Below are 24417 nucleotides of genomic sequence, written 5' to 3' on the forward strand. Positions count from 1 at the left end.
ATATTTTTACCTAACTAAATTGCTTTCGAGTAAACTATTTTTGAATTGTTTTTCGTAGAAATAATAATCTTCCGAAGAATTTGGCATTATATTTTGCAAGACAACTAAACTAACTTTTGATTTCGGAATACACAAAAGTTTCTTTCAAACCAATTTCTTTGAACAGATTTGTTGCCAATTTTCGGAATGTTTTATTGGTAACATTAGTCAAGATTTTGCCTTAAAGTACATTCGAATAATTTCCATATTTAAACTCTGTTCCAGGTTTGAACAACAAAGTTTTGTTGATATTTTCGATTCCATGCGTATGATTAAGCAATTGATGTACAGTAACAGAATCTGCCCACGATTGAGTGATTTCTGGTAAATATGTTTTAATCGATTGTTGTAAATCAATTTTACCTTTTTCGACTTCTTTCAAAATTAAAACTGACGTAAACAATTTTGAATTTGACATAATTTCAAATTGATTTGATTTATTTAGTGCAATTTTCTCTTCAAAATTCGTAAATCCGTGTACTTTTTCATAAATCGTTTTACCATTTTTGGAAACGATTACAACTCCATTAAAAGGAAATGAATGTTTTGAACGGATAATTTTTTCGAAGTCGAGTTTTAATTGTGCGTTTTTTGCGCAAAAATTGGTTGACAAATAAGATAAATTAATCCTAAAGTCAAGATTTTTAGAAGAGTTTTCATTTTTTTGTTTTGGTTAATGTAAAAGTAAAATATAATCTGTTTTGAAATTGATAATATTTTAAAATTCTCTTAAAACTTTTTAATTTTCATTGGTAAAACCAATATTCTTTTATTAAATTTGAGTCAAACAATTGAAGCTATGAGAAGAATTTTTTTTGAAAAAGATAGCCACAAAGACTACTTATTTGTTATAATTGATCACGAAAGAGAATTGGATCAAATTTATAAAGTGGATAATTTTACTGACGAAACTGGACGTGAATATGTGTACACATTGATTGGAGAACGCAAAAAACTGAATGCAGATTTGTTGAAACCGCATGTTGTTGCGCTAGAGAATGGAAGTTATACAAATTACAATGGAGAGGGAATTGTAACAGATTGTCACGCTTGTTTAGAAAGTATTGTGGATAATAGAGGATTGAATAGAGAACAAGAAATATTTGTTTATGTTCGAAATAAATAGAAATTAGAAGAGGCTTTGAAATTTTACTCAAAGCCTTTTTTTATGAGATTTCAACTTGATTGAAAATTAATTTTTGAACGACTTCATCCAAATGTTCTTTGTGTTTTGCGACATAATCATTGGCAACATCCAATAATGTTTTAATATTGCTGTTGGAAACATTTCCTAAATCCAATGCAGATTCTGGAATTTCAGGATTAAATCGATAATAATTTTGTTGATATTTTGGCTTCAATAAAGCAAACATACTTCTCATTTGCTGATCAACCATATCAACTCCAGTCGAAATAAAAATGTCTACCAAAGGATCTACCCATTTCGATTTTGAAATTCCTGTTAAATGTTCGTGTTTATATGATTTTGCACGCGAACCATTTCCGAGAGAAATGATAATAAATTCTTGTAAAGGTGCTGTTCCATTATATTTTAATTCGTCTTTGAAATATTTATTAAAATTTATTTTTTGCGTTTCGATAAAACCAACAAAAGTCGGATTGTTTGCAAAAACACCACCATCAATGCAACTAAATTCTTGATCAGCGAATGATTTTATTTTTGCAGGTTCAAAATAGGTTGGCGCAGCTGATGAAGCACGGCAAATATCTTTTACATAAAAATTTCGGAAAGGAGAGATTCCATCAATCGAATTGAAAATTTTTGGTTTTTGATGCTCAGTATCATAAGAAACTATCACGCAAGGACGAATCAAATCTTTTAATTCTGTATCTCCAAAAACGATTTTTAATTGCTCTTCCAATACAAGCGTTGGTAAATTATCTTTTAGCACACTCAACGGATTATTGAGAATTGTCCAAAATGTTTTTGAGAAGATATTTTTCCCTTCACCTAAATAAATATTCAGTGCATCTGTGATCGAGTGTTTTGCTCTTTTTGGATTTTCGGTAGAAGGAGATAATAACAAAGAAGCGATTAAAGCGCCAGTACTTGTACCTGCAATAAAATCGACATAATCGCCTATTTTGGCATTTTCGTCATGAATTTCCTTTAGTTTATCTTCGATGTATTTTAAAATGACACAAGATATAATTCCTCTAATTCCGCCTCCATCCAAAGAAAGTAAGACAATTTTTTTCTCTTTAAATTCCATTTTTGATGTTCTATTGTTTAAAGTTAAACTTTTCATTTCAAATATTCTTTATTTTTACACTTGATAATTCGTTGTATTATGTCCAAAAAACTTTTCCCAACATACGATATCTGTAATCTGAACACGAAAAAAAATAGTAATGAACTATTTTCCATTGATCGATTTAGAGGATATGTTGACAGTAATCCGCATTTGCAGGAGGTTCACAGTCATAATTATTACCATTTGGTCTATTTTACCGAAGGTAGTGGCGAACATTTGATCGATTTTGAAAAGTTTGAGGCGAAATCTGGGACAATGTATTTTATGAAACCTGGACAGGTGCACCAATGGTATTTTAAGGAAAAATATGATGGTTTTGTCGTGAATTTTTTCGATAATTTTTTTGATTGGATTGGAATTAATTCTTCCATTTTACAGAAATTTAGATTTTTACAATCTATTTTGGTGAAAGATCATGTGGTTGAAATTTCGCCAGATTTACAAGAAAAAATTGCAAGTTATTTTGAAGAAATGATAAATGAAAATCAAAAAAATAATCAATTCTCGAATTTAAAAATTGGTTTTCATTTGATGAATTTATTTATTGATATTGAACGAAGTTTGGAAGCGGTAAAAATTAAAACAAGTGATTATCAATCGGTATTGTTGAATAATTTTCAGGAGCTTATCGATCAAAATTTTAAGAACAAAAAACTACCAAAAGAATATGCCGAATTGTTGTACATCACGCCCAATCATTTGAATGCACTTTGCAAAGATGTGTTAGCTACTTCGGCAGGTGAATTAATAAGAAGTCGCATTGTTTTAGAAGCAAAACGTTTGTTGGTAAACAAAGAAATTTCTGTGACAGAAATTGCGTATTTACTCAATTTTCAAGATGCATCATATTTTGTGAAATTCTTCAAAAAATACACTGAGTTTACGCCAGAACAATTCAGAAAACAATATTATTCGTAGTTACTTTAAATTGTAGTTTACTGGAATATTAAAACTCACTTTTACAGGATTTTCGTTAATTAAAGCAGGTTTTATTTTGGATAATCTTTCTTCAACATCATGACTCAATTTCATGTTAAAACATTCTACGTAATTATCTGTTTTTTCTTCACATCTTGGATAAATTGCGAACTGAGTCACATTTTTATTGTGTATATTTTTTGTAAAAAAGTAAAAGTACAAATAGAAAATACTAGTAGCTTTAGTAAGTTTTTCATAATAGGTGGTTTATGTTTTTATTTGGTAAATATTTATAAATTAATGATTTATATCAATCCGTAAATATTACCATAAATACCATAAATAGTGCCAAGCTCTAACCTGATTGTAACGGTAAATTTGCATAGATATTAAGTAGTAAGGTATATGAGTGATATAAAACAAGATTCAACGCAACTTGGTTTTGAAAAAGAGAATGAGCAATTCAGAACAGAGGTCGCAACAATGGATAAAAAAGGAACTCGAAAATGGGTGTATGCGAAGAAACCTTCTGGGAGATACACTAATTATCGTACAATTATTTCTTCGGTTCTATTGCTTTTATTAGTTGGGTTACCCTTTATAAAATTAACAAATGGAAATCCTATTTTTAAATTTGATGTGTTCAATACGAATTTCATTCTTTTTGGTTATCCATTTTTTACAACAGATTTTTTCTTACTTGCTTTCGGGATGATTGTAAGTGTGGTTTTTATTATATTATTTACGACTGTTTATGGACGATTGTTTTGTGGATGGTTATGTCCGCAAACAATTTTTATGGAAAGTGTTTTTCGTAAAATTGAGTATTGGATAGAAGGTGATAGAAGCAAACAAATTCGTTTGGATAAACAAGATTGGAACGAAGAAAAAATTCTGAAAAGAGGAGGAAAGTGGACGATATTTTACATTATTTCGTTTTTCTTTTCGAATATATTTTTGGCATATATCATCGGAATGGATGAATTGATCAAAGTAATTACCGAAGGTCCATCAGAGCATGGAGGTTTATTATTTGGAACATTTATTTTTAGTATTTTTTTCTATTTTGTTTTCGCTTGGTTTCGTGAGCAGGTTTGTACGTTGGTATGTCCTTACGGAAGATTTCAAGGAGTTTTGATTGATAAAAAAACAATTCAAGTTTCGTATGATTTCAAAAGAGGTGAAAATACAAACGGACGCTCTAAATTTAGAAAAGGAGAAGATCGAATTGCTGTAGGAAAAGGAGACTGTATAGATTGTGGTCAATGTGTGGCAGTTTGTCCTACTGGAATTGATATTAGAAATGGTTCGCAATTAGAATGTGTAAATTGTACTGCATGTATGGATGCTTGTGATGATATTATGACGAAGATTAATCTTCCGACAGGATTGATTCGTTATGCTTCTGAAGAAAATATCGAACAAGGAAAATCATTTAAGATTACTGCAAGATTAATTGCTTTTACATTTGTATTGGTTGCAATGATAGGAGCAATGACGGTGTTTATGTTAAATAGAAGTGATGTCGAAGTGAAGTTTCTACAAGTTCCAGGAAAAGATTATGTCGTAGAAGGTGATTATATCATTAATACAATGCAATACAGTTTGATGAATAAAACCAACGAACAATATAAATTAGTTGTTCGTGTAAATGGTTTTAAAGGTGGAAAAACTGTTTTGTTAGTAGAGCCAAATCAATATATACAAATAAATGAAGGACAATTAAAGCAAGGTTTAATAGATATTAAAATTCCTAAAAGCGAACTGAAATCTTACAAAGTTCCAGTTATTTTAGAATTAAAAGATTTGAAGGGAAAAACCATCGATCATTATACGATAAGTTTTATGGCTCCTTTTTAGTTGAATTAAAAACGTCTTACAATTTGTAAGACGTTTTTTTTTGAGTTTATTTTTTTGTCAACACTTCGTTTTCAAATGTCACACCTTCCCATCCGTTTTGCATAAATTGACGAATATTATTGTGATCAGTTCCTTCTGGCGAATCTAATACAGCTTGATAATGTTCCGCAAATAATTTTAAGGTGTCATCTTCAGAGAAATTATTCAATTTTGCAAAAGCAAAAACCTTCGCACTTCCTTGATTTTGATCCGCAGCATTTTCCTGATTTCCATTTACAAAAGCAGAAGCTGTATAAATATAATTTTCTTCAATATGCGCAATAACATCAGCAAAATTAGCTTCGTTTTGGTTTAATTTTTCTAAAATCATTGTATCTTTTTGTCAAAAATAAGAACTTATTTCGAATACAATAAATCATTAAGTATGTTAATTTGTTCATGTCATCAAATTGTTAACTTATATTTAACAACTTTCTGTCTATTAATTAATTACATTTATAATTATTAACAAAATAAAAATAAATTTTATGTTTGAAAGAAGGCAATTTAATTATGAAACGTCAAGTGTTGCGCTACGTGAACTTGCGGAAAAAGGATATCAAGAAGATTTTAATTTATTAGAAAGTGATTTGATTGATCATCCGCACGATTTTAGAATTATTTATATCTATCGTTACGAAGGAAATTCGAATCCTGAAGATGAATCAAGTGTTTATGGAATCGAAAAAATATCGACAGGAGAAAAAGGAGTTTTAGTTGCAGGCAATTTGGGATTTGTACAAACAAATTTAGCATCGATACTTATCCAATTAGAAATTGAGGGCAGAGGTAGAATTCTGAACAACTAAAAATAAAAGCATGAATCAACTACTAAATATTACCATTAAAATATAAAAAAGCGTTATCAATTTTCTTGGTAACGCTTTTTTATATTTTTTCGAATAAATTTGAACTTTCTAAAGAAAGTTAATCGTTTTCTATTTTTAGTAATAGTCTATATTCAGAAAAACGATGTTCGCGAATAGGTCTTATAAAAGGTTCTGTTTTGAAATATAAAACTAAACATGGAGAAATATTTTTATATTTTTCTACAAACTCAAACGAAATTAATTCGCCATTCTTTATTCGTTGTTTTATTTTGTTGTGATAAGGATACATTTTCCTTTTTATAAACTATTACTTCGCTTTTCTACACAAAACTTTGAATGGAATAGAAAAAGCACTATTATATTTTGATTTCAAACGACGAATATCTCTCGAAGCAGATGCTCTTGTAAAATAATCTCCAACTAAAACGCGATAGTCTGGTGAGAAATAAGCTGTTTGCGATGATAAGTCTGGATAGGAACGCGTAAATTCATTTCTTACCTTTTCTGCATCTTTTCTATCTTTCGAATAATAAATCTGAATTTTAAAACCATTCACTTGTGGTGTACCTGCGCAAGGATCATTAGATTGTATAACTGGTTTTTTCTCTGTCGGTTTCTTTACAGTAGTGGTATAACTACAAACAGCGTCTTCTTTTGCTTTTAAAACATTATTTATTCTACTATCAATTTCCATATTCAATGTACCATTGTTGATAATTTGAACGGTATCAATTTTATCTTGAGCAAAAACACAAGAAGAAAAAGTGATAAGGAATAAAAAGATAAATTTTTTCATAAGATGAAATTAATTTGTGCAAATATACTTTTTACAATTAAGTTATTAAATTTTATAGACTTTTATTTTCTTACAACGAATATTGTTCCAATTTTTTTTTACTAACAAATATTTGATTGTTGTTTCGTAAAATTGATTGGCAGATTGTAATAAAAACAACAATGATTATTTTTTTAAATTATGTTAAATAGTAATTTTTCTTGTTCTAAATCTTTTCTATCAAATCAAATAGATAATATTTATACAGTGATATTTTTTAACAATTAATTTAGAAACGTTTTAAATTAAGCTCAATGACAAAGTTCAGTATGTAAACTTTATGATTTTATTAAGTATTGAAGCTATTTTTGCTGTTAGTTAAGTGTTCAAATAAAAACGAGTTAAAAGAAACAACGAACTGAGATTATTTAAGTAAATGAAGGCAAGATTTCTAAAAAGAATACGTTTATGGAGCTGCGCGATAATACTATCGACGTTCTCCTTAGCAAATGCCCAAGATGCAGGTAAAGGTTACGAATTATTCGAAGCCAACTGTACTGCATGTCACCAGATTGATGGTAAGTTAATTGGGCCGGAATTACGTAATGTTGAGAAACGCGTACAAGAAGAAGCTGGGCTTGGAAAAGAGTGGTTACACTCTTGGATTAAGGACAACAAAGCTTTACGTGCGTCTGGAGATGCGTATGCAAACAAAATTTTCGCTGAGTACAATAACACTGAAATGTTAGCTTTTCCTAACTTATCTGATGGTGATATTGATAATATTCTAGCGTATACTGCCGATCCTGATGGTGGTAAAAAGGCTTTTGATGATGCAAAAGCTGCAAAAAAGAAAGAAGCTGCTGCTGCTAAAGCTGCTGCTGCCGGAAACGGAGGTGGTGCTGGAACAGGAGTTATCGCAGTTGGATTTGTTGTATTAGCAGCATTATTATTGTGGATTTTGGTTCGCGTTAATGCATTAGTTAAAGCAACTGCAACTGATGATTTAGATTCTAAAGAAGAAAAAGCTGCTTTTTCTTTCGCAAACTTCTTCCAAAAATACCAAAAAGTTGGTGGTGTGTTAATCGCAGTATTAGCATTCTTTGCATTGTACAACGTGTATTGGGGATTAATGGGAATTGGTGTTGATAAAGGTTACGAGCCAGAACAACCAATCTATTTTTCTCACAAAGTTCACGCAGGTGTACAAGGTATCGACTGTCAGTACTGTCACAGTTCTGCTAAATACGGTAAAGTGTCTGGAATTCCTTCACCAAACGTATGTATGAACTGTCACAAAACAATCAAAGAATACAAAGGAGATTACTTCGAAGAAGAATTAATCACTTCTGGTAAATTCGCTGATGAGGAAGCAGTTAAGAATTTCTATACAGGAGAAATCCAAAAAATGTATAAAGCTATTGGATGGAATCCAGAAACGAACAAATACGATGGTCCACAAAAACCAATCGAATGGGTACGTATCCACAATATGCCAGATTTCGTATTCTTTAGCCACGCACAACACGTTGTAGCTGGAGAGAAAGCGATTAAGAAAGCGATTAAAGATGGAACTATTCCAAATGCTAAAGAATTGAACATTGGATCAGGAGACCAAGTTTGTTTTGCATGTCACGGACGTGTTGATGAAATGAACGAAGTGAAAATGGCGAATGATTTCACAATGGGATGGTGTATCGAGTGTCACAGAACTACTGAGGTAGATATGGACAACGAGTATAACAAAGAATATTACGCAGAACTACACGAAAAACTGAAAAAACAGTACGGTGACGCAACTAAGATTACAGTTGATGCTATCGGAGGTTTAGAGTGTGGTAAATGTCATTATTAATATAAAAAAGAGAGGAGTATAAATGGCTTCGAAGAAAAATTACTGGAAAAGTTTTGAGGAGTTAACTGACAATACATTAAATGAAAAGTTAACTACCAACGAATTTGCAGAAGAAATTCCTGTAGATAATTTCTTAGGGAATGATAACGCCATGGAGAATAGTCAAACTTCACGACGTGACTTTTTGAAGATTTTAGGGTTCAGTACAGCTGCTGTTACTTTAGCAGCCTGTGAAGCTCCAATCGTAAAATCTGTTCCTTATGTAGTGAAACCAGAAAACATTATGCCTGGTGTACCTACTTATTATGCATCTACAATTTTTGATGGATACGATTACGCGAACGTATTAGTACGTACAAGAGAAGGTCGTCCTATTAGAATTGATGCAAACAAAGGCGCAAAATATTATGGTTCTACAAATGCACGTGTTCAGGCATCTGTATTATCATTATACGATTCTGATAAAATAAAATCACCTTTAACAAACGCAGGTGAAAACTTCAAAGCAACATCTTGGAAAGAGCTTGATGCCCGTGTAACAAAAGCATTAGCATCAGTAGGAGGGAAAAAAGTAGTTATTTTAACTTCATCTTTACCTTCACCAACAACTAAAAAGTTGATTGCTGAGTTTGCAACAAAATATCCAACAACTCAACACGTTGTTTATGATGCAATTTCTTCTACGAATGCATTAGACGCAGCGCAAGAAGTTTATGGAAAAAGAGAATTGCCATTCTACGATCTTAAGAATGCTGAATTAGTTGTTTCTTTCAACGCAGATTTCTTAGGTGATTATAATGGTGGTGGAATGGAAGGTGATTATGGTATTGCTCGTAAACCAGGAGCAAAAATGATGCGTCACATCCAAGTAGAATCTGTTTTATCTTTAACAGGAGCAAATGCTGATACACGTTATCCATTAAAACCAACTGATACTGAAAAAGTATTGGCTGAAGTTTATAATAAATTAGCAGGTGGTTCAGCTTCATCTAAAGAAGCATTAGCTATTGCTGCTGAATTAACAGCAAAAGGTTCTAAAGCGGTTGTTATGGCTGATGGTTCGAAAGAAGCATACGCAATTGCATACGCAATTAACCAATTGTTAGGATCAGCTGCAGTTTCTGATAAAGCTGTTTTATTAAAAGAGTCTAACGACGCTGTATTTAATCAATTTGTTGCAGAAGCTAAAGCTGGACAAGTTGGAGTTTTATTAAACTTCCAAACAAATCCAATTTACAATGCTAAAAATGCAAAAGAAATTGAAGCAGCTTTCAAAAACATTGGACTTAAAGTTGGTTTAGTTGAAAAATTAGACGAAACTGCATCAGTAATGGACGTTATTGCTCCAGTTACTCACGGTTTAGAGTCTTGGAATGATTTCAACCCATTAACAGGTGTTTATTCATTACAACAACCAACAATTCCACGTGTATTTGATTCTCGTCAATTCCAAGATTCATTAATCGCATGGATGACAGGAGTAACTAAAGTAACAGAAGTAGAAGATCCAAATGATCCAATTATGGTGATGGCGGTTTCTGCAACTAGACAAAAAGTTTCTCCATATTACTTATATGTAAAACAAAACTGGGAATCAGCTATTTTACCAAAATTAGGTGTAGATTTCAACAAAGCATTATACAATGGTTATAATGAAGCGACTGAAACTTCTACATTTACTGCTAACACTGGTGTTGCTGCAGCTGCTGCTACAAAATTAGCTGCTGGTAAAGCGACAGAATGGGAGATTCAATTCTATTCTAAAGCTGGTTTAGGAGATGGTACACAAGCAAACAATCCTTGGTTACAAGAATTACCAGATCCAATTACACGTAACTCTTGGGATAACTATTTAACAGTTAATCCAAATGATGCGGAAAAATTAGGAATCAAAATTCAAGATAACTACAACGTTACAAACGGAAGAATGCAATTTGACGGTGAGTATGTAAACTTAACTGTTAATGGAGTAGTTTTAGAAAATGTTCCAGTATTCATCCAACCAGGTCAAGCAATCGGAACTGTAGGTTTAGCTTTCGGTTACGGTCGTACAAAAGCTGGTAAAGTTGCAAATAATGTAGGGGTTAACGCTTTCGCATTATACACTGGTAATGTAGGTGCATCTAACGTTAAGATCGAAAAATCTTCTCGTTCAGATAAACACGAATTTGCTAACATGCAACAACAACCAACATTGATGGGACGTTACGAAATCGCAAGAGAAGTTTCTTTAGCAGATTTCATCAACACAGATCGTCAAGAATGGAATCCAGTTGCGAAGATGCCAACATGGAGAGGAGATTCTCCAGTAGGTGAAGTAGATTTATGGGCTAGTTTTGATCGTTCAACAGGACCTCACTTCAATTTAACAATTGATATGAACTCTTGTACAGGATGTGGAGCGTGTGTGATTGCTTGTCAAGCAGAAAACAACGTACCAACTGTTGGTAAAGAGCAAATGCGTATGTCGAGAGATATGTATTGGTTAAGAATTGACCGTTACTACTCTGATGTTACTTACCAAGATAAAGACGGAAAATTAACTCAAAAAGTTGCGTTAGAATCTGATCCAGATAACGAACCACAACAATATACACGTTTAATTAAGCCAGAGGCTGAAAATCCAGATGTGATTTTCCAACCATTAATGTGTCAACACTGTAACCACGCTCCTTGTGAGACTGTGTGTCCAGTAGGTGCAACATCTCATGGTCGTCAAGGTCAAAACATGATGGCCTATAACCGTTGTGTTGGTACTCGTTATTGTGCAAATAACTGTCCTTATAAAGTACGTCGTTTCAACTGGTTTAACTGGGCGAACAATGATAAATACGACTTCCACATGAACAATGATTTAGGTCGTATGGTACTTAATCCAGATGTTGTTGTACGTACACGAGGAGTAATTGAGAAATGTTCATTCTGTATCCAACAAACTCAAGCTGCAATCTTAAAAGCTAAGAAAGAGAACAGAGTAGTTAAAGACGAAGAGTTTATGGCTGCTGCTGCTTGTGCTGCTGCTTGTGGAACAGGTGCGATGAAATTTGGTGATATCAATGATGATAAATCTGAAGTAAGAGCAGCATCGAAAGATAAACGTTCTTATGTTTTATTAGAAGAAATTGGTACAAAACCAAACGTTATCTATCAAGTAAAAGTTAGAAACAGAAAAGAACAAGCTTAATTAAATTAGTAAAGAATTAATAAGGTAAACAAATATGTCACATTACGAATCACAGGTAAGAGAACCCCTTATTTTAGGACATAAAACCTACCACGATATCACAGTAGACATTGCTCGTCCAATTGAGACGCCAGCAAGTAAATTGTGGTGGACATGTTTCAGTATAGCAATGGTTGCATTCATCTTTGGTGTTGGAGCAATTGCTTATACAGTAGGAACTGGTATTGGTGTATGGGGATTGAATAGAACGATTAACTGGGGTTGGGATATCACCAACTTCGTATGGTGGGTAGGTATCGGTCACGCTGGTACGTTAATCTCAGCCGTTTTATTATTATTCCGTCAAAAATGGAGAATGTCGGTTAACCGTTCTGCGGAAGCCATGACAATCTTCGCCGTTGTACAGGCAGCGTTATTCCCTGTAATTCACATGGGTCGTCCATGGTTAATGTACTGGGTATTCCCAATTCCTAACCAATTTGGATCTTTATGGCCTAACTTTAACTCACCATTATTATGGGACGTATTCGCGATTTCTACGTATTTCTCTGTATCAACAGTTTTCTGGTTGATGGGATTAATTCCTGACTTCGCTATGGTACGTGACCGTGCAACAAAACCATTCGCTAAGAAAATCTACGGAATCTTATCATTCGGATGGGGTGGTGGAGCAAAACACTGGCAACGTTTCGAAGAGTTATCTTTGGTATTAGCTGGTTTATGTACACCGTTAGTATTCTCGGTACACACGATTGTATCTTTTGACTTCGCAACGTCGGTAATCAAAGGATGGCACTCAACAGTATATCCTCCATATTTCGTTGCTGGAGCTATTTTCTCTGGTTTCGCGATGGTACAAACATTATTAAGTGTAATGCGTAAAGTTTTACACTACGAAGATTATATCACACGTAAACACATCGAGTACATGAATATTGTAATCGTTGTAACAGGTGGTATGGTTGCAGTAGCATACTTAACAGAGTTATGGATCGCTTGGTATTCAGGATCTCGTTACGAAGACTTTACATACTTCTCTCCAGGAGCAGCAACAGGACCTTATTGGTGGGCATTCTGGGCGTTAATTATCTGTAACGTTTTAGTACCAGGATTATTATGGATTCGTCCAATCAGAAGAAACTTCTTCTGGACATTCGTTATCTCTATCGTAGTTAACATCGGTATGTGGTTCGAGCGTTTTGATATTATCGTTATCAACTTATCTCGTGACTATTTACCATCGAGCTGGACAATGTTTATGCCTTCATGGGTAGACGTAGGTATCTTCTTAGGTACTATGGGATTCTTTTCTGTGTTATACTTATTGTACGCACGTACATTCCCAGTTATTTCACAATCTGAGTTAAAAACTATTTTGAAATCATCAGGCGAAAGCTATAAAAAACATCATACTGAAGATGAGCATCACGAACACTAAAATCGTTTATGGTCTTTACGGAGACGATGATGATTTATTAAAAGCAGTAAAATCTATTCGTAAACAAGGTATTACGATAGATGAAGTATATACACCTTTCCCTGTACACGGTTTAGATAAAGCTTTAGGATTAAAGAAAACTCGTATTTCTGACCTTGCTTTCTTCTACGGTGCATTTGGTACAACGTTAGCATCTTTGATGACATGGTTTATTATGAACCATGACTGGGCTCAAGATATTGGAGGGAAACCATCTTTTTCTTGGGGTGAGAATATGCCAGCTTTCGTTCCTATTATGTTCGAGTTGACAGTATTCTGTGCAGCGCACTTTATGTCATTAACATACTTAGTGCGTAACAAAATGTACCCAGGTGCTAAAGCTAAAAACCCAGATCCACGTACAACAGATGATAAATTCTTAATCGAAATCAGAACAGCTGATGTTGAGAAAATCAAAAATGTATTTGTAGAAACTGGTGCTGAAGAAGTAACTGTAAAAGGTGATGTAGTCGTAGAACCAAGTGTTAACAATTTAGTACAAGAAGCATAATGAAAAAGATAGCATTACTTATAGGATTAGGAAGTATTATTATCACTTCTTGTTCTGATAAAAAACGTCACGCAAGTATCGTATATATGCCAGATATGTATTATCCTACGGCATATGATCCTTATGAAAAGGCAACTTTTGGTTACCCTCATGACGAAGAAAACTCTGAAGTTCCTGTATTAAGTAAAAATCATAATATGTCTGCATTAGAATCTGTAGAAGGTGCTGTTGCAAGAACAGATGGTGATATTTTACCATGGACTTTCAAAAACAATAACGCTGGTTATGCACAAGCAAAAGCAGTAACTGTTTCTCCTTTGAATGCGGCTAACAAAGCTGCAGACTTAGAAAGAGGTAAGTTATTGTTTGGACAAAATTGTGCAGTTTGTCACGGTGAAGCTGGTGATGGACAAGGTTCAATTGTAAAATCTAAAGCTTATTCAGGTGTTCCTAATTATAGCGAAAGAGATGTTACAGTAGGTTCTGTTTATCATGTAATTATGTACGGAAAAAATGCGATGGGTTCTTACGCATCTCAATTGACTCCTGCAGACCGTTGGAGAGTTGCTGAATATGTAATGAGTTTGAAAGGTGCTACTACAGCTGCCGCTGCTCCTGCTGGAGACGCAACTGCTGAAGCAAAACCTGCAACAGAAACTGAAACAGCAACTAATAAATAATAAAATAAGTTAATTATTATGCAATATACATTTTCCCCAAGATTAAAAAATGCATCACTTATCTTAGCTGTTATAGGTGTTGTACTTTACGGGATAGGATTTTTCTTACATCAACAAGATGTTGCTAATTCAACTGAATATATTAACGGTTTGATTGAAGCTCACCCAACTCAATTTTTTGGTGACTACATTTCAGATTCTTATGCATCTATGAACACAGATCATGCTGGACACATGGAGCATTTGACAAATTTATTGAAAAACAGACCTTGGGCTGCTTTCTATGTACCAGCTTATTTATCGTTTGGTATTGCGGCATCTGCTTTGTTTTTCTTATGTATTCAATTCGTAGCTAACGCTGGTTGGTCTATGGTAGTATCTCGTGTTATGGAGGCTATCGCGTCATTTTTACCAGTTGGTTCTGTACTTGTAGCTATCATCGTTTTAGGATCTTATTTTCATATGAATCACTTATTCCACTGGATGGATGCTGATTTAATAAATCCTGATAGCGAGAAGTATGATATCTACATGGCAAACAAAGCTCAACTTTGGTTAAGCCCTAACTTCTGGTTAATACGTTGTGTTATTTACTTAGTAGTATTATCTTTAATGTTACCAGTAATTAAAAACGCAACACGCAAATTAGATGAGACAAACGGAGACTTAAAAGTGTACGCTCAATTGTACAAAAAATCAGTAATTTACTTAGTGATTTTCGCAATTTGTTCTGCAGCATTTGCTTGGGATTTCGTGATGTCTTTAGATCCACACTGGTTCTCTTCATTATTTATGTGGTACGGAATGGTTTCATACTTAGTTTCTGCGGTTTCTATTATGGCAATTATTTCTATCTACTTAAAAAGAAAGAACGCTTTACCATTATTCAATGATAACCACTTACACGATTTAACAAAATTCATGTTCGGTTTCTCATTATTATGGTCATACTTATGGTTCTGTCAATTCATGTTACAATGGTACGCAAACATTCCTGAGGAAGCTCAATACTTCCAACAACGTATGGCGCAATACCCATTATATTTCTGGATGTTGATTATTAACTTAGTAGCTCCATTCTTGATTTTAATTTCTTCAAGCATGAAACGTCGTTATCAAATCGTTTTCGCGATGGGATTTGTTATCATTTTTGGACACTACTGGGATTTCTACAACCAAATTATGCCAGCAGCTGTTGGACCATTCCACAACTTTGGTTTAATGGAAATTGGAGCATTAGTTGGAATCGGTGGATTATTTACATTCGTAGTTATGAATGCAGTTTCTAAATTAAACTTAGAAGCAAAAGGTCACCCTTACTTCCACGAATCAAAAATTTATGAATATCCTTTCTAATTAGAAAGATGTTATAAAATCTAAAAAGCTCGATGCATTTGCATCGAGCTTTTTTATTTGATTAATAATTGTAATATTCTTATTCTTGAATTGTTCTACGTTTTATTTCCAAATCAACCAAGAAATGATCGACATCGTAATCTGTTGATAAATTTCCAACCACGTAAACACCTTTATCTCCGTTTTGATTATTGATTATACCATAAACCGAAGACTCATCATCAGGATCAGACATTCCTTCGTAACGATAAATGCATACGATATCAAAGATTTCAGGAGCTTGTTTTAATTGATCTTTTTCGATATTATAGTCAATAGTAAAACCATTTTCTTTTAGTTCGTCTAAAGCTTCGTTCGTTGTTTTGTAGCGGTATTGGATTTTTTCTTTCATAATTTTAATAGTTTAATTATTGATTCTCAAATACTATTCCAATCAGTATATTCATTAAAATATTGTAAAGTCTTTTTTGGTAAGGTTATTGTCTTATCTCAAAATGAATATAATGAATATGATTATGAAACTAACAGTATTAAAAAAAATCAACTTGATTGCCGTTTTTGCTTTCGCTGCTTTATTTTTGGTATCGTGTGATGGTTCTACAACTATATATGGGTTAGAACATCAGCATAAACACAAAAAGAAGTATAAGAAATATCCGAAATACGAAGTGAGATATGACGACCATCGTAGCTTACCACCAGGTCAACACAAAAAAGTACATGGTGATAAATCTGCAAAACGATATGCACCAGGTCAACAAAAGAAAAATAATGGAAATTATTATAAAAAGAAAGGACATCATAAACATCATGATGACTAAAATAAAAAAGGATTGAACATTGTTCAATCCTTTTCTTTTTAATATCTAAAAATTGTTTTACTCTACAACTTCCATTTCTACGTTCAATGTTCCCGCATTAGTAGAACCTATAGAAGTAAACGCTGCTTTACTCAAATCCAATAAACGAGATTTTGTATGCGGTCCTCTATCGTTTATTTTTACAACAACAGATTTTCCGTTATTTGTATTAGTTACTTTAACTTTTGTACCGAATGGTAAAGTTTTGTGTGCTGCAGTTAAATTGTTTTTGTTATATAACTCGCCACTAGAAGTTTTTTTACCGTGAAATTTATCAGCATACCATGATACAATTCCACTTACTTTTTTTCCAGCTTTTTCAACAATTTCCGAAATCGCAGTATTATCTGTTTTATTAAAATCTGAAAATTTATTGATTAAATTAAGTTTCAAATTTTTAGTTATAGCAACTGGTAACGGATTTTCTATTGAAAAGTTTGATTTTCCTTTAGCTTGAGCCATTGGGATAATCATCAGCATTACTAATAATGTTAAAATATTCTTTGTCATTCTTTAGTTCTTTCTGAATCTTTATCTAAAATAAGCATAATAGATTTTGTTTGTACATGCATAGTTTTTTCTAATGTTTTTTAGAAAAGAAAAGATACCTAAATGTCTATGTTTAGTAGCTTTAGAAAGAATTGTTAACTATAAGTTAAAAATATAGTTACTTATTAAAATTTTTAAGAATTATTTACAATTATTACGTAAATATTTATTAATCAATATATTAATCTTTTAACAAGTAAATGTTAAATTAAATGACGCGATTAAGATGTTGATTTAAGATATTTTTTAATCCAGTAAAATGCATAATTTGTTGAAGAATTTGACTTGTTTCTTCGATTGATAATTCAGGATTTTTTGTTTGATGCATCAATTCTTTAATCACATTATCTATGTAAATAATTTTGAAGCGAAGTAAAACATCAAATAAATCTTTGTGCACAAATTCTTCTTTTTTCTTAATGTTGATGCCTTGCTTTACTGTCCAGTTTTCGCTTAAACTATGTTTTTCTAACATCATTTCCGAAGCAAGCTGTACAATTTCTGGATTGGTTAATCGAGAAAAATAAGTCCCTGTTCGCAATTCATCATTTCCCAAACCAACTTTCACTTCTTCTAGAATAGATTGATAAAGAGGATTACTTAAACTTAACTCGTTTTCATCAAATTGAGAAATGATTTCTTGGTTAACTGTTGTTTTATATAGCTCGTTGTTCTCGTTCTTCAAATCAACTTCTAAATCACCAAATTGCATAATCAACTTAATGATTTCATTTTCTACAGTTTGCTGAACATTGATGACTTCTTTTGTAGACGGAACAACCGAAATAGCAGGTTTTTTAGTTCGCGCATTATCGGTAATATGAGAAGACGAAGAAGTCGATTTATCGCCAGAATTTTGCAATTGAGCCAATTCTTTGAACAAAACTTCTTCTCGAATTTCCATTATTTTAGAAGTTTCTGCAATGTAAACTTCTTGCTTGATAATATTCGGAATAAGCGAAATCGATTTTACAATTTCTCTGATTAATTCAGCTTTTTTGATAGGATCATTTTTCGCATCTTCCAACAAAACATTTGCTTTGAAACGAATAAAATCAGATGCGTTTTCTTTTATATACGCTTCGATTTCAGTTGTCGAATGTTTTTTCGCAAACGAATCTGGATCTTCGCCTTCTGGTAACAAAAGAATTTTGACATTCATTTCTTGTTCCAAGATCATATCAATTCCACGGAAAGACGCTTTGATACCAGCATTGTCACCATCGTACATCACAATGATATTCTCTGTCAAACGTTTTATCAAACGAATTTGTTCATTTGTAAGTGCTGTTCCAGAACTCGCCACTACATTTTGAATTCCGGCTTGATGCAAAGACAAAACATCTGTATAACCTTCGACCAAGAAACATTGATCAGCTTTTGTAATGTGTTGTTTCGCCTGAAATAATCCGTATAACGTTTTACTTTTATGGTAAATTTTATTTTCGGGAGAGTTTAAATATTTTGCTGCTTTGGCATCATTTCGCAAAATTCGTCCACCAAAACCCAACGTACGTCCCGAAAAACTATAAATAGGAAACATTACACGCTCGCGAAACTTGTCATATTTCTTATTATCTTCTTTGAAAGTTGCTAAACCAGCTTCTTCAATCAATTCTTTCGAATAACCATTTTTTAAGGCATATTCAGCAAAAGCATCCCATTGTTTTGGCGAATAACCAAGTTCAAATTTATCGATGGTTTCTTTGGTAAAGCCACGTTCGCGGAAATAACTTAATCCAATCAAATTCCCTTCTTCCGAATTATGCAATTGATTAGTGAAGAATTTCTTCGCAAAATCAGTCAAGATATATAAACTTTCGCGATCTTTTTCCTCTTGTTGTTGCTCAAAAGTGTATTCACCATCTTCTTCAATCTCGATGTTATAACGTTTTGCCAACCATCGCAAGGCTTCTGGATAAGTAAATTGTTCAACTTCCATCAAAAAAGTCACAACATTTCCACCTCTTCCAGAAGAAAAATCTTTCCAGATTTGTTTGGCAGGTGAAACAACAAAAGAAGGCGTTTTTTCGTTCCCAAAAGGCGAGAGTCCTTTTAAGCTAGAACCTGCACGTTTTAAGGTTACAAAATCACCAACAACTTCTTCTACACGAGCTGTTTCGAAAATTATATCTATCGTTCTTTGAGAAATCAAATTGAATTATTTTTTGAGAATTGTGTAAACAAATTATTTCTCAAAATTAAAACAAATTCTTTACTTGGCTTCATCTTTTCAAAACCTTTGTAGAAACGAATTTTAACATTTTTGAGATTTTGGTATGATATTCGTATATTAGACTGAAACTTGAAATTAAATTTTATGAAATCAACAATTTTAAAAATATCTTTTGCAGCAATTTTAGCAACAGGATTCTTAACATCTTGTTCTACTGTTAATAACGTGATAGGTAATACTGAAAACACAAATAACAACTCTATTTTAGGGAAATGGGAGTTGAGCCAAATCAATTTTATGAAGGCAGGTTCTATTGCAGAAGCTTATCCAATGGGAACTCCTTACCTTAATTTTATCTCGAATAGTATGTTAAATGCTTCGGATGGTTGTAATACTTTGAATGGAGGAGTTACAATTTCTGGAAATGAAATAACATTTGGTAATATGATGTCTACGATGAAAGCTTGTCAAAATGTAGAAGATTCTAATTTCAGTTCAAAATTAAACGGAAAATTAAAATACTCTATTTCAGATAATAAATTATTATTAATTCAAGGAGATATTGTCATCATGACTTTTGTTCGTCCTGGTAATTTAGCAGGTTCTTGGGAATTAGAAGAATTTATTGGTAAAGATAGAAGTGCCAAAACATTAGATGATCGTTTCCCAAATCAAAAACCTAGATTAACATTTCAAAATAACAAGGTTTCTGGTAATGATGGATGTAATAATTTGATAGGTGCTTATGTAGCAGTTGGTAATTCATTGACAGTAAAAAACATCGCCACTACGCGAATGGCTTGTCAAGGTGTAGATTATGATGCTTTTGGAGAGCGTTTTAATAATGTAAATAAATACGAAATTGTAGACGGAAAATTAGTTTTGTTTGCAAATGATGTTAAAACAATGGTTTTCAAGAAAAAATAATGAAATTCAATTTATAAATCATTAAAGCTGTCATTTTTTGACAGCTTTTTTATTTTTATATTTGTAGACTTTTTAAAAGGAGAGAAAGATGAAATTTCCACAAACACATCAATTAAAAGATATAGCATCAATTATCGATGCGAAATTTATTGGAGACGAAAATTTTCCAGTAGAAGGAATCAATGAAATTCACCGTGTAGAAGCGGGAGATATAGTTTTTGTTGATCATCCAAAATATTATGATAAAGCGTTACAATCGAATGCTACAATCGTTTTGATTAACAAAGAAGTTGATTGTCCAGAAGGAAAAGCTTTGTTGATTTCTGATGATCCTTTCCGTGATTTTGTCAAAATTGGACAACATTTTATGGCGTTTGAAGCTGCTACAAAACAAATTTCTGATTCTGCAGAAATAGGTGAAGGAACAATTATTCAGCCAGGCGCATTTATAGGAAATCATGTCAAAATTGGAAAAAATTGTGTGATTCATTCTAATGTTTCAATCAATGATTATGCAATTATCGGAGATAATGTAATTATTCGTTCGGGAACAGTTTTAGGAGCTGATGCATTTTACTACAAAAACCGCGAAACAGGTTTTGATCGTTTAAAATCTGTCGGAAATGTTATCATCGAAAATAATGTAGAAATTGGTGCGAATTGTACGATAGATAGAGGAGTTTCTGCTTCTACAATTATTGGTGAAGGAACAATAATGGATAATTTAATTCAGATTGGTCACGATACAATTATTGGTAAAAAATGTTTGATTGCTTCGCAAGTTGGAATTGCTGGTTGTGTAAATGTAGAAGACGAAGTTTCTATTTGGGGACAAGTTGGGATTACAAGTGGTGTAACAATCGGTACAAAAGCGGTATTATTAGCACAAGCAGGAGTTAGTAAATCTCTGGAAGGAGGAAAAACATATTTTGGTTATCCAGCTGAAGAGGCTCGAGGATTGTATAAAAAAATGGCTGTCACAGAGATAATGGTTCGCGATTACAAGAGAAAATAAAATTATCTATAGAAAATATTTTATAGCCGACCGTTTGGTCGGCTTTTTTTATGATAAATATCTTATCCTTTTTTGTCCTGTTCTAATAAAGACTTAGTGTATTTTTTACATTGAATATTTTTTAAAATGCAAAACTCCTTTTATATTTGTGTAAATTAAAAATCACAATGTCTGTATTAGTAAACAAAGATTCAAAAATAATCGTTCAAGGTTTCACAGGGAAAGAAGGAACTTTTCATGCTGAGCAAATGATTGAATATGGAACACAAGTAGTAGGTGGTGTAACTCCAGGGAAAGGAGGACAAACTCACTTAGGGTTACCAATTTTTAACACAGTAAAAGATGCTGTTGATCAAGCAGGAGCAGACGTTTCTATTATTTTCGTTCCACCAGCATTCGCTGCTGACGCTGTAATGGAAGCTGCAGAAGCAGGTATCAAAGTAATTATCTGTATTACAGAAGGTATTCCAGTAGAAGATATGGTAAAAGTACAAGCGTATGTTGATCAAAGAGATGTAACATTAATCGGGCCTAACTGTCCTGGTGTTATCACTTCTGAGGAAGCAAAAGTTGGTATTATGCCAGGTTTCATTTTCAAAAAAGGTAAAGTTGGTATCGTTTCTAAATCAGGAACTTTAACTTACGAAGCTGCTGACCAAGTTGTAAAAGCTGGTTACGGAATTTCTACAGCAATCGGAATTGGAGGAGACCCAATTATTGGAACTACAACGAAAGAAGCTGTTGAATTATTTATGAATGACCCAGAAACTGAGTGTATCGTAATGATTGGTGAAATTGGTGGACAATTAGAAGCTGAGGCTGCTCGTTGGATTAAAGTAAATGGAACTAAACCAGTTGTAGGATTTATTGCAGGACAAACTGCACCAAAAGGTCGTACAATGGGACACGCTGGAGCTATCGTTGGTGGAGCTGATGATACAGCACAAGCTAAAATGGCAATTATGGAAGAATGTGGAATCCACGTTGTTGCATCTCCTGCTGATATTGGAGCTACAGTTGCAAAAGTTTTAGGATAAGAATATTCTTAATCAAAATAGTAAAGGAACTCAAATTTGAGTTCCTTTTTTTATTTTAAAATTCTTGTTATGTTATAAATATTATATGTAATAAATCCAACTAATACTACTCCTCCAAACATAAATAATAAATCGAATTGGCTTCGAAATTTATTTGAGGATATTCTTTTAATTTAAAGATTAAATATTCTTTTCGATTTTTTCTTTTTCCACTAAAATCTATTTCTGGTTGATAAGCCATATGACCTTTAATGGTTTTGTATTCTTGTATTTTATCAGGATGATAATTTTCTATGCTAAAAGATAAAATAAATATTATTAAAGAGGAGAAAGTCAATGATGTAATTATAATATATTCTTTTTCTACAAAACTTATTTCAAAATCTTCATTCTTTTTTATTTCAGGATAATTAGTTTTTAAATAAGATAGAATCTCATCAAACACATATTTATTATGAACTTCTTTAATACGACAAACTATTTTATTATCAGCATACAATTGAATTAATTGTCCATTAGATTTCTTTTTATAAGAATCTTTATATTCACCGTTTGTAATACTATAGCTTGTGAAAGCTATCACTTTCTTATATACTAAATTAGTATAAATAAGTCTGTTGTTATTAAATTCATAAGACTCTTTACTATTACTAATTATAAAATAAAGTTGAATGTGTAATCTTCCCTAAAAAACGGAACGTTTAAAAATATAGTTTATTAACTTAGGGATAATTATGAAACAAAGCAATTTTACAGAAGTTCAGATCGTCAAGATCTTATCAAAACAAAATCAAGGCAAAACAGTCAATGAAATTTGTCGTGAACATGGAATAAGCCAACCCACTTTTTATAAATGGAAGAGTAAATATGGCGGAATGGAAGCCCATCAATTAGCTCAATTAAAGGAACTAGAGAAGCAATTGTCCCGATATAAAAAAATTGTAGCAGAGCTTACTTTAGAAAACGTAGTTTTAAAAGATGTTATCGAAAAAAAGCTATAACGCCTTGTGAAAAACGAGAATTGGTGTTGTATTCAAAAGCAAAACATCAACTAAGTTCTCGCAGGGCTTGTCGTCTATTTAGCTTAAGAACATCCGTTTTTTATTATCAAAAAGTACGTAAAGATGAGGATGATAAAATACGTTTTCAATTGATAGCACTATCTAACGAGCATCAAACTTGGGGCTTTTGGATGATGCATTATCGTTTACGAAATTTAGGCTTTACTTGGAACCATAAACGAGTTTATCGAATTTATACTTCGATGAAACTTAACCTACGTAATAAACGTAAAAAAAGACTTCCTGCAAGTATTAAAGAGCCGCTTTTACGTCCGATTTATCCAAATGTAACGTGGAGTATGGATTTTATGCATGATAGTTTAGAAAACGGAAAAAGCGTGAGAAGTTTGAATATTATAGACGATTTTAATCGAGAAATTTTGAGTATTTGTATCGACACAAGTTTACCTTCAGCTAAAGTAATTTCTGAACTAGAAAAACTAATCGAATGGCGAGGGAAACCTGAGAAAATTAGAGTAGATAATGGTACAGAATTTATTGCTGAAAAACTAAAACTATTTTGTCAAAAAAAAGCCATTGAATTATATTATATTCAACCTGGGAAACCTACGCAAAACTCTTTGATTGAAAGATTTAATAGAACTTTTAGAACAGATTTTTTAAATGCTTATTTATTTGAAAATATCAAAGAAATGAAAAATTATACAGAAATTTGGATGTGGATGTATAACAATGAAAGACCACATAGTTCTTTGCAATATCTTTCTCCTAGAAACTTTTTATTGAAATATGGTAAGGTCAAAAATCCTAATGATTTTCCTACATTTCAAATTAATCAAAATAATAATACAATAATATTAAATAAAAACTCTACTTTTAAGTGTTCTTAACAAGGGGAAGATTACAAACTATAATAAGTCCAGAAATTAAAAAATAATTGAAAGAGCTATATCCTATTAATATAAAAAAGAAATAGGCAACTACTGAAATTAATGTGACAATTTTCCTTAGAGCACCATCTTCCATTGAAG

Annotated in this window: 26 protein-coding genes; 16 read left to right on the forward strand and 10 right to left on the reverse strand. The window is 32.4% G+C overall.

All coding sequences use genetic code 11. The annotated features are described in order from the left end of the window. Positions 1–220 precede the first annotated feature (220 nt). Positions 221–652, reverse strand: coding sequence for a serine hydrolase domain-containing protein (locus ACTS9J_RS05925; RefSeq protein WP_448353032.1), 432 nt, complete (start codon positions 650–652; stop codon positions 221–223). A 186-nt stretch (positions 653–838) separates the two neighbouring features. Here ACTS9J_RS05925 and ACTS9J_RS05930 point away from each other — a divergent pair, with 186 nt between their 5' ends. Further along, on the forward strand, positions 839–1165 hold the full coding sequence (locus tag ACTS9J_RS05930) for a hypothetical protein (RefSeq protein ID WP_125349744.1): 327 nt from the start codon (positions 839–841) through the stop codon (positions 1163–1165). A gap of 40 nt (positions 1166–1205) precedes the next feature. Here the strand turns inward: ACTS9J_RS05930 and ACTS9J_RS05935 are convergent, their stop codons facing one another. Further along, a complete protein-coding gene (locus ACTS9J_RS05935; RefSeq protein ID WP_448353033.1) occupies positions 1206–2309 on the reverse strand; it encodes a patatin-like phospholipase family protein in 1104 nt (367 codons plus the stop codon). A 42-nt stretch (positions 2310–2351) separates the two neighbouring features. Here ACTS9J_RS05935 and ACTS9J_RS05940 point away from each other — a divergent pair, with 42 nt between their 5' ends. Next, the gene (locus ACTS9J_RS05940; RefSeq protein WP_416410907.1) at positions 2352–3233 is read left to right on the forward strand and encodes an AraC family transcriptional regulator; all 882 of its coding nucleotides are present in this window, start codon (positions 2352–2354) and stop codon (positions 3231–3233) included. Here ACTS9J_RS05940 and ACTS9J_RS05945 read toward each other — a convergent pair whose 3' ends face one another. After that, entirely contained in the window at positions 3234–3413 is a 180-nt protein-coding gene (locus tag ACTS9J_RS05945; RefSeq protein WP_125349742.1) for a hypothetical protein, read from the reverse strand. It abuts the gene before it with no gap. A gap of 225 nt (positions 3414–3638) precedes the next feature. On the opposite strand from ACTS9J_RS05945, the gene ccoG reads away from it, so the two are divergent. Further along, positions 3639–5093, forward strand: a complete 1455-nt coding sequence (gene ccoG / locus ACTS9J_RS05950) for a cytochrome c oxidase accessory protein CcoG (protein WP_448353034.1) — start codon at positions 3639–3641, stop codon at positions 5091–5093. Between the two features lie 46 nt (positions 5094–5139). On the opposite strand, the gene ACTS9J_RS05955 is transcribed toward ccoG, so the two are convergent. Continuing rightward, positions 5140–5463, reverse strand: coding sequence for a HopJ type III effector protein (locus ACTS9J_RS05955; protein WP_291062753.1), 324 nt, complete (start codon positions 5461–5463; stop codon positions 5140–5142). 157 nt (positions 5464–5620) lie between these two features. On the opposite strand from ACTS9J_RS05955, the gene ACTS9J_RS05960 reads away from it, so the two are divergent. Continuing rightward, the gene (locus ACTS9J_RS05960; RefSeq protein ID WP_180906118.1) at positions 5621–5941 is read left to right on the forward strand and encodes a hypothetical protein; all 321 of its coding nucleotides are present in this window, start codon (positions 5621–5623) and stop codon (positions 5939–5941) included. 118 nt (positions 5942–6059) lie between these two features. Here the strand turns inward: ACTS9J_RS05960 and ACTS9J_RS05965 are convergent, their stop codons facing one another. Continuing rightward, complete coding sequence (locus tag ACTS9J_RS05965) at positions 6060–6251, reverse strand: hypothetical protein (protein ID WP_448353035.1); 192 nt, start codon at positions 6249–6251, stop codon at positions 6060–6062. An 18-nt stretch (positions 6252–6269) separates the two neighbouring features. Further along, a complete protein-coding gene (locus tag ACTS9J_RS05970; protein ID WP_291089834.1) occupies positions 6270–6758 on the reverse strand; it encodes an SPOR domain-containing protein in 489 nt (162 codons plus the stop codon). A gap of 415 nt (positions 6759–7173) precedes the next feature. On the opposite strand from ACTS9J_RS05970, the gene ACTS9J_RS05975 reads away from it, so the two are divergent. Genes ACTS9J_RS05975 through ACTS9J_RS06000 form a run of 6 tightly spaced genes read left to right on the forward strand, consistent with a single transcriptional unit; the run spans position 7174 to position 15800 of the window. Further along, positions 7174–8592 carry a c-type cytochrome gene (locus tag ACTS9J_RS05975; protein WP_180906121.1) on the forward strand — a complete coding sequence of 473 codons (1419 nt, stop codon included), beginning with the start codon at positions 7174–7176 and terminating at the stop codon, positions 8590–8592. A gap of 22 nt (positions 8593–8614) precedes the next feature. Next, positions 8615–11776, forward strand: coding sequence for a TAT-variant-translocated molybdopterin oxidoreductase (locus tag ACTS9J_RS05980; RefSeq protein ID WP_038336918.1), 3162 nt, complete (start codon positions 8615–8617; stop codon positions 11774–11776). 34 nt (positions 11777–11810) lie between these two features. After that, positions 11811–13214: an NrfD/PsrC family molybdoenzyme membrane anchor subunit gene (gene nrfD / locus ACTS9J_RS05985; RefSeq protein ID WP_038336919.1), complete on the forward strand. Its 1404-nt coding sequence runs from the start codon at positions 11811–11813 to the stop codon at positions 13212–13214. Next, positions 13195–13764, forward strand: a complete 570-nt coding sequence (locus tag ACTS9J_RS05990; RefSeq protein WP_221627898.1) for a DUF3341 domain-containing protein — start codon at positions 13195–13197, stop codon at positions 13762–13764. The genes nrfD and ACTS9J_RS05990 overlap by 20 nt, the downstream gene beginning before the upstream one ends. Next, positions 13764–14444 (forward strand): c-type cytochrome, encoded by a 681-nt coding sequence (locus tag ACTS9J_RS05995; RefSeq protein ID WP_219035261.1) that lies wholly within the window; start codon positions 13764–13766, stop codon positions 14442–14444. Before ACTS9J_RS05990 ends, ACTS9J_RS05995 begins: the two co-directional genes overlap by 1 nt. 18 nt (positions 14445–14462) lie before the next feature. Continuing rightward, entirely contained in the window at positions 14463–15800 is a 1338-nt protein-coding gene (locus tag ACTS9J_RS06000; protein WP_286496026.1) for a hypothetical protein, read from the forward strand. A gap of 79 nt (positions 15801–15879) precedes the next feature. Here ACTS9J_RS06000 and ACTS9J_RS06005 read toward each other — a convergent pair whose 3' ends face one another. Continuing rightward, positions 15880–16191 carry a hypothetical protein gene (locus tag ACTS9J_RS06005; RefSeq protein ID WP_448353036.1) on the reverse strand — a complete coding sequence of 104 codons (312 nt, stop codon included), beginning with the start codon at positions 16189–16191 and terminating at the stop codon, positions 15880–15882. A 103-nt stretch (positions 16192–16294) separates the two neighbouring features. Between ACTS9J_RS06005 and ACTS9J_RS06010 the strand changes: the two genes are divergently transcribed. Further along, positions 16295–16621, forward strand: coding sequence for a hypothetical protein (locus ACTS9J_RS06010; protein ID WP_448353037.1), 327 nt, complete (start codon positions 16295–16297; stop codon positions 16619–16621). 57 nt (positions 16622–16678) lie between these two features. Here the strand turns inward: ACTS9J_RS06010 and ACTS9J_RS06015 are convergent, their stop codons facing one another. Next, positions 16679–17170, reverse strand: coding sequence for a septal ring lytic transglycosylase RlpA family protein (locus tag ACTS9J_RS06015; protein ID WP_286479718.1), 492 nt, complete (start codon positions 17168–17170; stop codon positions 16679–16681). Between the two features lie 247 nt (positions 17171–17417). Further along, positions 17418–19364, reverse strand: a complete 1947-nt coding sequence (gene dnaG / locus ACTS9J_RS06020; protein WP_280035732.1) for a DNA primase — start codon at positions 19362–19364, stop codon at positions 17418–17420. A gap of 165 nt (positions 19365–19529) precedes the next feature. On the opposite strand from dnaG, the gene ACTS9J_RS06025 reads away from it, so the two are divergent. From ACTS9J_RS06025 to sucD, 3 genes are all read left to right on the forward strand, one after another. Beyond that, positions 19530–20312, forward strand: coding sequence for an META domain-containing protein (locus ACTS9J_RS06025; RefSeq protein WP_448353038.1), 783 nt, complete (start codon positions 19530–19532; stop codon positions 20310–20312). A gap of 88 nt (positions 20313–20400) precedes the next feature. Then, complete coding sequence (locus ACTS9J_RS06030) at positions 20401–21327, forward strand: UDP-3-O-(3-hydroxymyristoyl)glucosamine N-acyltransferase (protein ID WP_114999484.1); 927 nt, start codon at positions 20401–20403, stop codon at positions 21325–21327. A gap of 167 nt (positions 21328–21494) precedes the next feature. After that, positions 21495–22364: a succinate--CoA ligase subunit alpha gene (gene sucD / locus ACTS9J_RS06035; protein ID WP_280035736.1), complete on the forward strand. Its 870-nt coding sequence runs from the start codon at positions 21495–21497 to the stop codon at positions 22362–22364. A 106-nt stretch (positions 22365–22470) separates the two neighbouring features. Here sucD and ACTS9J_RS06040 read toward each other — a convergent pair whose 3' ends face one another. After that, entirely contained in the window at positions 22471–22947 is a 477-nt protein-coding gene (locus ACTS9J_RS06040) for a hypothetical protein (protein ID WP_291047031.1), read from the reverse strand. Positions 22948–23098: 151 nt separating this feature from the next. On the opposite strand from ACTS9J_RS06040, the gene ACTS9J_RS06045 reads away from it, so the two are divergent. After that, positions 23099–23365 carry a transposase gene (locus ACTS9J_RS06045; protein ID WP_219033924.1) on the forward strand — a complete coding sequence of 89 codons (267 nt, stop codon included), beginning with the start codon at positions 23099–23101 and terminating at the stop codon, positions 23363–23365. Positions 23366–23388: 23 nt separating this feature from the next. Next, on the forward strand, positions 23389–24276 hold the full coding sequence (locus tag ACTS9J_RS06050; RefSeq protein ID WP_448353039.1) for an IS3 family transposase: 888 nt from the start codon (positions 23389–23391) through the stop codon (positions 24274–24276). The last annotated feature ends 141 nt before the right edge of the window (positions 24277–24417 follow it).

The sequence above is a fragment of the Empedobacter sp. ULE_I140 genome (genome assembly GCF_053482575.1).

Excerpts from the sequence above, each read along its gene's own strand:
- ACTS9J_RS05930 (WP_125349744.1), top strand. The coding sequence starts at position 839 with ATGAGAAGAATTTTTTTTGAAAAAGATAGCCACAAAGACTACTTATTT.
- ACTS9J_RS05935 (WP_448353033.1), bottom strand. The coding sequence starts at position 2,309 with ATGAAAAGTTTAACTTTAAACAATAGAACATCAAAAATGGAATTTAAA.
- ACTS9J_RS05940 (WP_416410907.1), top strand. The coding sequence starts at position 2,352 with ATGTCCAAAAAACTTTTCCCAACATACGATATCTGTAATCTGAACACG.
- ccoG (WP_448353034.1), top strand. The coding sequence starts at position 3,639 with ATGAGTGATATAAAACAAGATTCAACGCAACTTGGTTTTGAAAAAGAG.
- ACTS9J_RS05955 (WP_291062753.1), bottom strand. The coding sequence starts at position 5,463 with ATGATTTTAGAAAAATTAAACCAAAACGAAGCTAATTTTGCTGATGTT.
- ACTS9J_RS05960 (WP_180906118.1), top strand. The coding sequence starts at position 5,621 with ATGTTTGAAAGAAGGCAATTTAATTATGAAACGTCAAGTGTTGCGCTA.
- ACTS9J_RS05965 (WP_448353035.1), bottom strand. The coding sequence starts at position 6,251 with ATGTATCCTTATCACAACAAAATAAAACAACGAATAAAGAATGGCGAA.
- ACTS9J_RS05970 (WP_291089834.1), bottom strand. The coding sequence starts at position 6,758 with ATGAAAAAATTTATCTTTTTATTCCTTATCACTTTTTCTTCTTGTGTT.
- ACTS9J_RS05975 (WP_180906121.1), top strand. The coding sequence starts at position 7,174 with ATGAAGGCAAGATTTCTAAAAAGAATACGTTTATGGAGCTGCGCGATA.
- ACTS9J_RS05980 (WP_038336918.1), top strand. The coding sequence starts at position 8,615 with ATGGCTTCGAAGAAAAATTACTGGAAAAGTTTTGAGGAGTTAACTGAC.
- nrfD (WP_038336919.1), top strand. The coding sequence starts at position 11,811 with ATGTCACATTACGAATCACAGGTAAGAGAACCCCTTATTTTAGGACAT.
- ACTS9J_RS05990 (WP_221627898.1), top strand. The coding sequence starts at position 13,195 with ATGAGCATCACGAACACTAAAATCGTTTATGGTCTTTACGGAGACGAT.
- ACTS9J_RS05995 (WP_219035261.1), top strand. The coding sequence starts at position 13,764 with ATGAAAAAGATAGCATTACTTATAGGATTAGGAAGTATTATTATCACT.
- ACTS9J_RS06000 (WP_286496026.1), top strand. The coding sequence starts at position 14,463 with ATGCAATATACATTTTCCCCAAGATTAAAAAATGCATCACTTATCTTA.
- ACTS9J_RS06005 (WP_448353036.1), bottom strand. The coding sequence starts at position 16,191 with ATGAAAGAAAAAATCCAATACCGCTACAAAACAACGAACGAAGCTTTA.
- ACTS9J_RS06010 (WP_448353037.1), top strand. The coding sequence starts at position 16,295 with ATGAATATAATGAATATGATTATGAAACTAACAGTATTAAAAAAAATC.
- ACTS9J_RS06015 (WP_286479718.1), bottom strand. The coding sequence starts at position 17,170 with ATGACAAAGAATATTTTAACATTATTAGTAATGCTGATGATTATCCCA.
- ACTS9J_RS06025 (WP_448353038.1), top strand. The coding sequence starts at position 19,530 with ATGAAATCAACAATTTTAAAAATATCTTTTGCAGCAATTTTAGCAACA.
- ACTS9J_RS06030 (WP_114999484.1), top strand. The coding sequence starts at position 20,401 with ATGAAATTTCCACAAACACATCAATTAAAAGATATAGCATCAATTATC.
- sucD (WP_280035736.1), top strand. The coding sequence starts at position 21,495 with ATGTCTGTATTAGTAAACAAAGATTCAAAAATAATCGTTCAAGGTTTC.
- ACTS9J_RS06045 (WP_219033924.1), top strand. The coding sequence starts at position 23,099 with ATGAAACAAAGCAATTTTACAGAAGTTCAGATCGTCAAGATCTTATCA.